Source organism: Erwinia persicina, assembly GCF_019844095.1.
Classification (GTDB): Bacteria; Pseudomonadota; Gammaproteobacteria; order Enterobacterales; family Enterobacteriaceae; genus Erwinia; species Erwinia persicina.
In genome coordinates this window covers 2,014,581-2,025,106 of sequence record NZ_CP082141.1, presented here as the reverse complement: position 1 = coordinate 2,025,106, position 10,526 = coordinate 2,014,581, and the positions used below count along the sequence as shown (strand labels likewise).

At 59.1% G+C, this 10,526-nt stretch carries 11 protein-coding genes; 5 read left to right on the top strand and 6 right to left on the bottom strand.

What is annotated here, in order from left to right:
- Positions 1 to 42: 42 nt before the first annotated feature.
- The 3 genes from catA to K6L24_RS09080 all read right to left on the bottom strand — a co-directional run bounded on the left by catA (position 43) and on the right by K6L24_RS09080 (position 2,486).
- Positions 43 to 963 carry a catechol 1,2-dioxygenase gene (catA, locus tag K6L24_RS09090; RefSeq protein WP_137269839.1) on the bottom strand — a complete coding sequence of 307 codons (921 nt, stop codon included), beginning with the start codon at positions 961 to 963 and terminating at the stop codon, positions 43 to 45.
- Positions 964 to 1,067: 104 nt separating this feature from the next.
- Positions 1,068 to 1,358, bottom strand: a complete 291-nt coding sequence (gene catC, locus K6L24_RS09085) for a muconolactone Delta-isomerase (protein WP_062742537.1) — start codon at positions 1,356 to 1,358, stop codon at positions 1,068 to 1,070.
- A 15-nt stretch (positions 1,359 to 1,373) separates the two neighbouring features.
- Positions 1,374 to 2,486: a muconate/chloromuconate family cycloisomerase gene (locus K6L24_RS09080; protein ID WP_193556633.1), complete on the bottom strand. Its 1,113-nt coding sequence runs from the start codon at positions 2,484 to 2,486 to the stop codon at positions 1,374 to 1,376.
- Positions 2,487 to 2,597: 111 nt separating this feature from the next.
- Between K6L24_RS09080 and K6L24_RS09075 the strand changes: the two genes are divergently transcribed.
- The 5 genes from K6L24_RS09075 (at position 2,598) to pcaD (ending at position 6,968) form a co-directional block, all read left to right on the top strand.
- Complete coding sequence (locus tag K6L24_RS09075) at positions 2,598 to 3,512, top strand: LysR family transcriptional regulator (protein ID WP_118663985.1); 915 nt, start codon at positions 2,598 to 2,600, stop codon at positions 3,510 to 3,512.
- Between the two features lie 116 nt (positions 3,513 to 3,628).
- The gene (locus K6L24_RS09070) at positions 3,629 to 4,324 is read left to right on the top strand and encodes a 3-oxoacid CoA-transferase subunit A (RefSeq protein WP_062742539.1); all 696 of its coding nucleotides are present in this window, start codon (positions 3,629 to 3,631) and stop codon (positions 4,322 to 4,324) included.
- Between the two features lies 1 nt (position 4,325).
- Positions 4,326 to 4,991, top strand: coding sequence for a 3-oxoacid CoA-transferase subunit B (locus K6L24_RS09065; RefSeq protein WP_222682214.1), 666 nt, complete (start codon positions 4,326 to 4,328; stop codon positions 4,989 to 4,991).
- Positions 4,988 to 6,190: a 3-oxoadipyl-CoA thiolase gene (pcaF, locus tag K6L24_RS09060; protein WP_062742540.1), complete on the top strand. Its 1,203-nt coding sequence runs from the start codon at positions 4,988 to 4,990 to the stop codon at positions 6,188 to 6,190. The genes K6L24_RS09065 and pcaF overlap by 4 nt, the downstream gene beginning before the upstream one ends.
- 1 nt (position 6,191) lies before the next feature.
- Entirely contained in the window at positions 6,192 to 6,968 is a 777-nt protein-coding gene (gene pcaD, locus K6L24_RS09055; RefSeq protein ID WP_118663983.1) for a 3-oxoadipate enol-lactonase, read from the top strand.
- Here pcaD and K6L24_RS09050 read toward each other — a convergent pair.
- From K6L24_RS09050 to K6L24_RS09040, 3 genes are all read right to left on the bottom strand, one after another.
- The gene (locus tag K6L24_RS09050; protein ID WP_222682213.1) at positions 6,965 to 8,041 is read right to left on the bottom strand and encodes an acyltransferase family protein; all 1,077 of its coding nucleotides are present in this window, start codon (positions 8,039 to 8,041) and stop codon (positions 6,965 to 6,967) included. The genes pcaD and K6L24_RS09050 overlap by 4 nt on opposite strands.
- Before the next feature lie 175 nt (positions 8,042 to 8,216).
- A complete protein-coding gene (locus tag K6L24_RS09045; RefSeq protein WP_118663982.1) occupies positions 8,217 to 9,311 on the bottom strand; it encodes an acyltransferase family protein in 1,095 nt (364 codons plus the stop codon).
- A 204-nt stretch (positions 9,312 to 9,515) separates the two neighbouring features.
- A complete protein-coding gene (locus tag K6L24_RS09040; protein ID WP_222682212.1) occupies positions 9,516 to 10,493 on the bottom strand; it encodes a D-cysteine desulfhydrase in 978 nt (325 codons plus the stop codon).
- Positions 10,494 to 10,526: the final 33 nt, after the last annotated feature.

Genomic DNA, 10,526 nt, shown 5'->3' with positions numbered 1-10,526 from the left:
CATAACTGGGCTGTCCCGTGGAGGACAGCCTTTTTTTTGCCCTCAGGCATGTGCCCGCTGGCGGTCGACCTCCGTTCCTGGCATGCTGTCGCGTTCCAGATAAAGGGTGAAGTCGAAATCGATTGATGAGTATGGCCGGGGCAGTTTTTTTGCGGCCAGCGCCGTGTCCGCCGTGATTTTATGCACCTCAGGCACCAGCCCGTCACGGCTGGCAAAGGCAAAGTCATCCCACAGATACTCATCGCCATCAATATTGATCTGGGTGGTCAGCATCCGGCAGCCCTGAGCCCGGATAAAAAAATGAATATGGGCGGGACGACGGCCGTGACGCCCCAGCAGGTTTAACAGCTGCTGGGTGGGGCCGTCAGGCGGACAGCCGTACCCGGATGGCATGATAGTGCGCAGCTGATAGCGGCCCCGATCGTCGGTCATGATGGTGCGCCGCAGGTTGAATGCCGGCTGGCTCTTATCAAAAAAGGAGTAGTTACCCAGGGTATTGGCATGCCAGACCTCAACGCTGGCCCGCGGCAGCGGATTTCCCGCTTCATCACGCACGGTGCCCTGCATAAACAGCACCTCGCCCTCCTCCTCCTCCGTACCGTCGTCCAGACGTGCAAAGCCGTGGTAAACCGGTGCGCCGGAAACATACAGCGGGCCTTCGATGGTACGCGGCGTTCCCCCCTGCAACCCGGCCCGGACTTCTGCCTCATCCGACCGGATATCGATAAAACGCTCCAGTCCCAGTCCGGCGGCCAGCAGCCCCATCTCGTGCGCCATACCGCAGTCGGCCAGATACTCCAGCCCTTTCCACACTTCACCAGGCTGCAGATCCAGATCCTCTATGGCCGTGAACAGGTCGGTGAGCAGACGGACCGTCACCTGCTGCACGCGGGGATTGACCTCTCCTCTGGCCGTTTTGACAATAAAATGCTGAACCAGACTATCGATTTCGTGCTTGTCCATAGTGCAACTCCCTTTCAGGTTGTAACGCCCCCTGTTGCCGGTAAAGCAGGGCACGGCTCTGCGGCCGCAGGACAGGTGGCTGTAGGGTACAGTAAGCGGGTGTTCTAACGGTCGTCTTCGTGAACCGAAGACGGATGACGACACAGCGGCATCACCTGAATCTGCATCCAGGGAAACAGCGGCAGCGTGGAGAGTAACTGATGCAGCTCCTCCACGGACGCCACATCAAACAGGCTGATATTGGAATAGTGCCCGGCAATGCGCCACAGATGACGCCATTTGCCGCTGGCCTGCAAAACCTGCGCCCGCCTTTTTTCTTCCGCTTTGAGGGATTGAACGTCCTGCTGCGGCAGCGAGTGAGGCAGGCAGACGTCCATTCTGACGTGAAACAGCATAGAAAACTCCTGTTGTCAGCGGCGACGCAGCGCCGCCACTTTGTCGGTATCAATAGCAATGCCCAGTCCGGGGCCGGTGGGAACCTGCAGCATAAAGTCGCGCCAGACCAGGGGCGTAGTCAGAATGTCCGCGGTCAGCAGCAGCGGCCCGAAAAGCTCAGTGCCAAACTTCATTTCGCTGAAGGTGGAGAACAGATGGGCTGAAGCGGCCGTCCCCGGAGCCCCCTCCAGCATGGTGCCGCCATACAGGGCAATATCGTGCAGGCGGGCGATATCAGCGACTTGCCGGGCGGCCGTGAGCCCACCGGACTGGCTGATTTTTACAGAAAATACGTCCGCCGCCGCCTGGCTGGCGAGGGTCAGCGCAGTCTGCGGGCCATTCAGGGCCTCATCAGCAATGATCGGTATGCTGAAGCGCCGGGACAGCCGCGCCAGTCCGGCATGATTTTCCGCCCGGACAGGCTGTTCGACGGCGGCAATGCCTCCGGCCTCCAGCGCGGCCATCCCCTGCTCCGCTTCACGCTCGTCCCAGGCCTGATTGACATCCACGCGGAGACAGGCCTGATCTCCCAGCGCCCGCCGGACGGCCAGTACATGGGCAACGTCGGTGCTGACGTTGCGCCGACCGATTTTGAGCTTAAAGATGCGGTGCCGTCGCAGATCCAGCATTTTCTGCGCCTCCGCGATATCTTTGCCGGTATCGCCGCTGGCCAGTGTCCAGGCCACCGGCAGCGCATCGTGCATTCGCCCCCCCAGCAACTCGCTGAGCGGGATATTTAACCGCCGCGCCTGCGCATCCATCAGTGCCGTTTCCAGCGCACATTTGGCAAAGCGATTGCCCTTCACCGCCTTCGCCAGTCGGGCCATCAGGGGGGCGATCCGGCTCGCATCCTGGCCAATCAACAGCGGGGCGAGCCAGCCGTCAATATTGGCTTTGATACTTTCCGGACTCTCTTCGCCATAGCTCAGTCCGCCGATGGTGGTTGCCTCCCCCCAGCCTTCAACACCGTCCTCGCAGGCAATGCGCACCAGAACCAGCGTCTGCACCTTCATCGTGGTCATCGACAGGCGATGCGGGCGAATGGCAGGAACGTCTAACAACAGGGTTTCCACAGTGTCGATAATCATATTTTTTGTCCAACAGCCCGCTCAGTTTGCGATGAAGATGACCCTATAACGACCTGTAAAAAGGCGTCCAATACCCATTTCATCTGATCTTTATGCCCGGAAGGTATCGCTATGGAACTGCGCCACTTACGCTATTTTGTTGCCGTTGCGGAAGAGAAAAGCTTCAGCCGGGCGGCTCTGCGCCTGCATATCAGCCAGCCGCCGTTAAGCCGCCAGATACGCCAGCTGGAAGAGGATCTGGGGATGGTTCTGTTTGTCCGGGCATCGCGTCCGCTGGCGCTGACCCGCGCCGGACGCTTTTTCTATCATCACGCCGTCCAGTTGCTGGCCAGTGCTCTGGAGCTGAAGACCCTGACCCGCCGCATCGGGCAGCCCGGGCGCACGCTCAGCGTGGGGTTAGTCACCTCGACGCTGTACGGCCTGTTACCGCTGATCCTGCGGCGCTTTCGTGCCGCCCTGCCGCAGGTGGCCATTCGTCTGCAGGAGATGACCCCGGCTGAACAGGGACAGGCACTGACAGACGGCATCATTGACGTCGGATTTGGCCGCCTCAGTGACGGCAATGTCCGGCTGCAGCAACGTACCCTGCGCCAGGAACCCCTGATGGTGGCCATGACAGCCCACCACCCGCTGGCCGGCGCGGCGACGTTAACGCTGCACGATCTGCAGACGGAAACGCTGCTGGTCTACCCCCAGGCCCCCTGTCCGGCGTTTACCGGCCCCCAGCGGCAGGCCAGCCCCACCAGCGTGGTGACACCCCGTCACATTGTTGAGGTGGGCGGGTTTCAGCTTGCCCTCGCGCTGGTTGCTGCTGGCGAGGGGATAACGTTGATACCTGAATGCCTGCAGTGTCTGCAGCGTGATGAGGTGATCTACCGGCCCCTCGGCGAGGCACATCTGTTTTCTCCGGTGGTGATGAGCACGCGGCGGCTGGATCCTTCGGATGATATCCGGCTGCTGCTTACCCTGATTTATCAGCTGTATGACGAGCGAAATATTCCTCATATCAAACCCGCGGCAGAGTAAGACCCGCCTGGCCACCCGTGCCATTCGCGACACATCGCTCTTTTCGCCCTTGCTGGCAAATTTTTCATCTCATAAGTTTGCCCCTGTCAACATTACCTGCCTGTACAGGAGTCAACATGATCGACAAAAGATGCTTTTCTGCTGATGCTGCCGTCGCAGATATTGCTGATAACGCCACCATAATGATCGGCGGTTTTGGCCCGGCGGGCCAGCCCTGTGTCCTGCTGGAGGCGCTTGTCCGGCGTCGTCCCCGCGGGCTGACGCTGATCAGTAATAACGCGGGCAACGGCGACCACGGTCTGGCCGCCCTGCTCAAAGCGGGCTGCGTGAAAAAAATGGTCTGCTCTTTCCCGCGCCAGCCTGACTCCTGGGTGTTTGACGGGCTGTATCGCCAGGGCGATATCGATCTGGAACTGGTGCCCCAGGGAACGCTTGTTGCCCGAATTCAGGCGGGTGGCGCGGGTCTGGGTGGCATCTTCACCCCCACCGGCGCGGGAACCGCGCTGGCTGCGGGCAAGGAGGTGCGCGACATTGCCGGACGTCAGTACATCTTTGAAATGCCGCTGCGCGCTGACTATGCGCTGATCCACGCCGAGCGCGCTGACCGCTGGGGAAACCTGGTCTTCAGTAAAGCCGCGCGTAATTTTAATCCCATTATGGCGATGGCTGCCGACTGCACCATCGCGGAAACCCGCCATCAGGTGCCGCTGGGGTCGCTGGATCCGGAGGCCGTCGTCACCCCCGGCATTTTTGTACAACGTGTAGTGGCCGCCCCCCGGTCACTGCCCACTGACACTGAAGGACACCCCTGATATGGATATTGCCAGACTCAGTCATGACGGGCTGGCCGCCCGCATCGCCCGGGATATACCGGAAGGTTCATACGTTAATCTGGGCATCGGCCTGCCGACCCGCATCGCGGATTTTCTTCCACACGGTAAAGACATTTTTCTGCACAGCGAAAATGGCATCCTCGGTATGGGCCCGTCCCCGGCCTCCGGTCACGACGATCCCGAGCTGATCAACGCCGGTAAACAGGCAGTCACGCTGCTTCCCGGCGGATGTTTTTTCCACCACGCCGATTCGTTCGCCATGATCCGCGGGGGGCATCTGGATATCTGCGTACTGGGCGCTTATCAGGTGTCAGCCAGCGGGGATCTGGCTAACTGGAGCACGGGCAAGGCGGAGGCGATCCCGGCGGTGGGCGGGGCCATGGATCTGGCTATCGGTGCGCGCCAGGTCTTTGTGATGACCGAACATCTGACCAAAAATGGCGTTTGTAAAATCGTCCAGCAGTGCAGCTATCCCCTGACCGGTGTCGCCTGTATCCGCCGGATTTACAGTGATATGGCGGTGATGGACATCACCGCTGCGGGTCTGGTGGTTCGTGAAATTCACTGTGGTATGACTCCTGAACAGTTACAGGCGCTGACGCCGGTCGCGCTGACGTTTGATTTGTCGCCGGGGGCTGCACAATGAACGCCGCCTGGCTCTGTGATGCTGTCCGGACCCCGTTCGGCAAACTGAATGGTTGTCTGGCCACGGTGCGTACCGATAACCTGGCCGCCCTGCCGATCACCCGCCTGATGGAACGTTACCCGGCGCTGGACTGGGGCCTGCTTGACGATGTGCTGCTGGGATGCAGCAATCAGGCCGGAGAAGATAATCGTAACGTCGCCCGCATGGCACTGCTGCTGGCCGGGTTGCCGACCTCCGTCCCCGGCTGCACCCTGAACCGCCTGTGTGGCTCCAGTCTGGATGCGGTGGCCACGGCGGCCAGAGCCCTGCGCGCCGGCGACGCTGACCTGATGATCGCAGGCGGCGTGGAAAGTATGTCACGGGCACCCTATGTGATGGCCAAGGCCGGGCAGCCCTTCAGCCGGCAGATGCAGCTGGAAGATACCACCATGGGATGGCGGCTGATTAACCCGCAAATGAAGGCACTGTACGGCGTAGAGTCGATGCCGCAGACGGCAGAGAACGTTGCACTGCGCTTTAGCATCAGTCGGGCAGATCAGGACGCGTTCGCCCTGCGTAGTCAGCTCCGTACTGCCGCGGCGCGGGAGCGTGGTTTTTACACTCGTCAGATAATGAACGTCTGCGTCTCGCAACCGAAAGGTGAACCCCACTGCGTTACCCGGGATGAACACCCCCGCACCACCTCCCTGCGGGCACTGGCCATGTTGCCGCCGGTGGTCAACCCGCAGGGCAGCGTGACAGCGGGCAATGCCTCGGGTCTGAACGACGGTGCCTGTGCACTGCTGCTGGCCAGTGATACCGGCCTCAGACAGTCCGGCCTGCAACCGCTGGCCCGCATCGTGGCCAGCGCGGTCACCGGTATTGAACCGACAATCATGGGCTTTGCCCCGGTGCAGGCGGTGCGCAAGGTGCTGGCGCGTGCGGGACTCAGCCTCGGGCAGATTGACGTATTCGAACTGAATGAAGCCTTTGCCGCCCAGGCCCTGGCCGTGACCCGCGCGCTCGGGCTGCCGGACGATGCCGGCCATGTCAATCCTAACGGCGGTGCCATCGCCCTTGGCCACCCGCTGGGTGCCTCGGGAGCCAGACTGGTGATGAATGCCGCCTGGGCGTTGCAGGAAAACGGCGGCCGATACGGGCTTTGTGCCATGTGTATTGGCGTGGGTCAGGGTATCGCCCTGATTATCGAGAGGACATAAGATGAAGATGGATTTCCGGCTGGATGGCCCTGAAGATGCACCGTTGCTGGTGCTATCAAACTCGTTAGGCACCACTCTTGACCTGTGGCAACCGCTGATGGCGGCGCTGACCCGACACTTCCACGTGCTGCGTTATAACGCACGCGGCCACGGTTCAACACCTTTGCCCGCCTCGTCGCTGACCCTGGAACGTTTGGGCCTTGATGTGATCGACCTGCTGGATAAGCTGCGGGTGGAGCAGGCGCTGTTTTGCGGTATTTCGCTCGGAGGCATGACTGGCCTGTGGTTAAGCCGGTTTTATCCGCAGCGTTTTCACCGCATGGTGGTGGCCAACACCGCGGCCCGTATTGGCACACCGGAAAGCTGGCTAAACCGTGCAACGCAGATACGCCGGGACGGTCTCAGCACGGTGGCCGCCACCTGTTCATCGCGCTGGTTCACGCCGGAGTTTGTGCGTGCAGCCCATCCCCAGGTCACCCGACTGATCATGCAGCTGGCACATGCCGATCCGGCCGGCTATGCCGCATGCTGTGAAGTGCTGGCGGCCGCAGACCTGCGTGCCGATGTCCGGCGGATGACGGTTCCCCTGCTGGTGATAGCCGGTGAGCAGGATGCGGTCACCACGGTGGAGGATGCCCGCTGGCTGACCAGCCATATTCCCGCCGCTTCGCTGCTCAGTCTACCGTCCTCTCACCTCTCCTGCATTGCCTGTCCCGCAGCGTTCAGCGAGGCCGTCAGCGAGTTCCTGCTGCGCGGAAGCACAAATCCACCGGGCTAGCGGGGGTCAAACTTCATCCGCAGCAGCTTAGGGTAAATAAACAGTGACTGACCCCAGCCCCGGTTAAGCAGCGTCCATACGGCCACCGAACAGCCGACGCACAGCGCTGTCATCACCGGTGGGAATGCCACCGCCCACAGCAGGGAAAATGCCGGGCTGGCGAAGAGCTGGTGACCCACGGCAAACAGGATCGCTGACAGACCAAAAAACTCGATAAAAATACGGTGCAGCACGTAGATCTGTAGCGTATTTTTGCCCACCCAGTTTAACCAGCGCAGGGAAAACAGCTGGTTCAGCCCGCGACAGGCGGCAATACAGCCGAGGATCGCCACCACGCAGAGAAACAGGCTCTGTTCCAGCCCCAGCAGGCTGTGCCCGACCGTCAGCAGCAGCAGCAACGTCCACGGCAGCAGATTACCTTGCCGCCATTCACTCCAGCGGATCAGGATCTCACTGTAAAATGATCCCAGCAGGAAGAAGATAAAATACTGCGAGAGACTCTCCGGTCCCCAGTCAGGGATGATATTCGCCACCGCGGCGTAATTCAGGGCCACGGCCACCAGCAGGAGCGGCAGCTTCAGGTCACGGAACACCCGGGCAAACAGGAAAAACAGGCCCAGAGCATAGAGATACCAGGAGGCACTCATCGCCAGTAGCATCAGCTTAAGGAACTGCCACGGCGAGTCCGCCCAGGCGGCATTGAGATTACCGGAGAGGCGCTCGCCCATCATTCCCTGCGACACGCCGTTAATCATCAGCCACTGGATAGCCCCCCAGAGAAAATAGAGGTAGAACAGATTAGTGACTCGGCTGGTGAACACCTGTTTCCAGGGCCGGTTGAGAATGGCATTTGCCGCCAGCAGACCCGAGACAAAGAAAAATGCCGGCATCCGCAGCGGGGAAAGATAATGATTAAAGGCCAGCCAGAGTCGGGCGGGTAACTGCCCTGCGGTAAGATGAGGAACCACATCCGCATAGCCGGGAAGGACAACGTGGTAGAGAACAACGAGTAGAATACATCCGCCTTTCAGGGTATTGACCCAGGCGATATCTTTTTTTTGAGTCGATGGCATATCGGGACTCCTGCTGTGATGATCTGGTGTGTAAAAAAGAGAAAGTCTGCCTCCGTTATTCACGGTTTATTATATTTATTGGTCTTCTTAAACTGCCGACCCGCCCTGTTCCGTTGCCGGGCCAGACGGGTATAAAAAAGGCCGATAAAGATTACCGGCCATAAGGGTCTGGTTCTCAGCCGTTGCTGACGGCTTTTTCTGCAGGCTGCCGCTTGCGTAACAGTCGCGGATAGATAAACAGCGCTTTGCCGGGCCCGCGATTTAACAGATTCCAGGCAATCAGCGAAATACAGGTGGTCACCGCCACCGCGGCTACCGGCAGCAACAGTGCCCAGCTGAGCGAGAAGGCTTGACTGTCGAACAGGCTGTATTTCACTGCCAGGGTCAGCATGGTCAGGCCCAGCAGTTCAATAAAGATACGGTGCAGCACGTAAATTTGCAGCGTGTTGCGGCCAATCCAGTTCAGCCAGGCCATATTGAAACGGTTATTTAACGCCCGGCAGAGCACAATACCGGCCACGATCGCCACGATGCAGTAGAACGGATTTTTCATCATGCCTGCCGCATGATGCGCAACCCCAACCAGCACCATGGCCGCCAGCAGTGCCAGATGGCGGCGTGACAGTTGGCTGATCTCCACCAGCGTATGGCTGAAGAAGGCTCCCAGCACAAAATAGACGAAGTTCTGTACCACACCATTTGGTCCCCAGCCCGGCACCAGATGAAACTGGGTAGCGTAGTTGAGGAGGATCGCCCCCACCAGCAGTAACGTCTTCTGGCGGTGGAACAGTTTCGCGGCGATAAAATAGCCTGCCAGCGCGTACAGATACCACAGGCTGGTCATTGACAGCGTCAGCAGCTTAACAAACTCCAGCGGCGTACTGGCATAAGCAGCATTGACCGAGGTCGAGAGTTTTTGTCCAATCAGATTGGCCGATATATTATAAATACTGGCCCACTGGATGACGCCCCAGAGGATATACAGATAGAGAATATTAGTGAATTTTTTAGTAAATACTTCATTCCAGCTCTTTTTACTAATGGCACTGGCCGCCAGTAAACCGGAGACAAAAAAGAAGGCCGGCATCCGTAGCGGCGAAAGATATTTATTAAAGATCACCCACATTTCTGCCGGTATCATTCCGGCCGTCAGATAAGGCAGGGAAGGAATAAAGGTGGTGATAATAGTGTGGTGCAGTACCACCAGTAATATACAGCCCCCCTTGAGGGTATTAATCCAGAGGACTTCTTGCTTGCCAGCGACAGACATATAAATGCAAACCTGATTTCATCATATTATCCCGGGAGTATCTCCTTTACCCCGGCGGATCACTATGAGGATCATCTGAAAGATTTCTTAATATTTCCCTTTGTATAAAATCTCTTCAGTATTCCCGCCAGATTACAATCAGGTAGTGTATTTATTTAAGATTATCCTTATTAAAAAAACGCCCTGGTATCAGGGCGCATGTTGTCAGCAGTAGGCAAACAATGCCGGAGCCCCGCCGGTGTGAATAAAGACAATGGGTCCCTCTCGGCGGAAACGCTGCTGACTGATGCCGTCAATCAGCCCGGCCATCGCCTTACCGGTGTAGACCGGATCAAGGAAAATGCCTTCCAGCCTTGCCAGCAGCTTCACCGCTTCCATGCCCTCTTCATTCGGCACGCCGTATCCCGGGGCAAAGTAGTCATCCCACAGGGTAAGGGGGGCGGTACTGGTCATCTCCAGCGACTGCGCCAGGGCCTGGCGGATGCGCTCCACCTTCGGCAACTGGTCGGCTGCCCGACGCGAAACGGTGACGCCCACCAGCTCGGTATCCGGCAGCAGATGCTCCAGCCCCACCGCCAGCCCGGCGTGTGTGCCTGCACTGCCAGAGGCCACCACCACCGCCGCAAAATCGACCACGCCCTCAGACTGGTGTGCAATCTCCTGAGCGCAGTCAACGTAGCCCAGAGCGCCCAGCGCATTGGATCCCCCCACCGGAAGGATGTAAGGACGAAAACCCTGGGCTTCCAGCAGGGTGGCCTGCTTCTCCAGCTGTTCATCAGGCGCATGGAGCGATTCCACCATCACGACCTCGGTGCTCATCAGCTCCAGCAACAGTCGGTTACCGTTATTCAGGTAGTTTTCAGCACTGCTGTTCATCGGGTTTTCCAGTAGCGCAACACACTTTAGCCCCAGCTTCGCCGCCACCGCCGCCGTCTGACGCACGTGATTGGACTGAATGGCACCCGCCGTCACCAGGACATCCGCTCCGGCACGCAGCGCATCGGCCGCCAGAAACTCCAGCTTCCTCAGTTTATTGCCGCCCATGGCGACGGGCGTGACATCGTCACGTTTAATAAAAATATCGCGGCCGAGGTAATCGGACAAACGCGGCAGGTGTTCTAAGGGCGTGGGCGAACCCAGCAGTTCTACGCGGGGGAAATTAGCAATATGGTATAAGGACAACGCGGCCTCCAGAGCAGGCGTTCAGGTTATCCT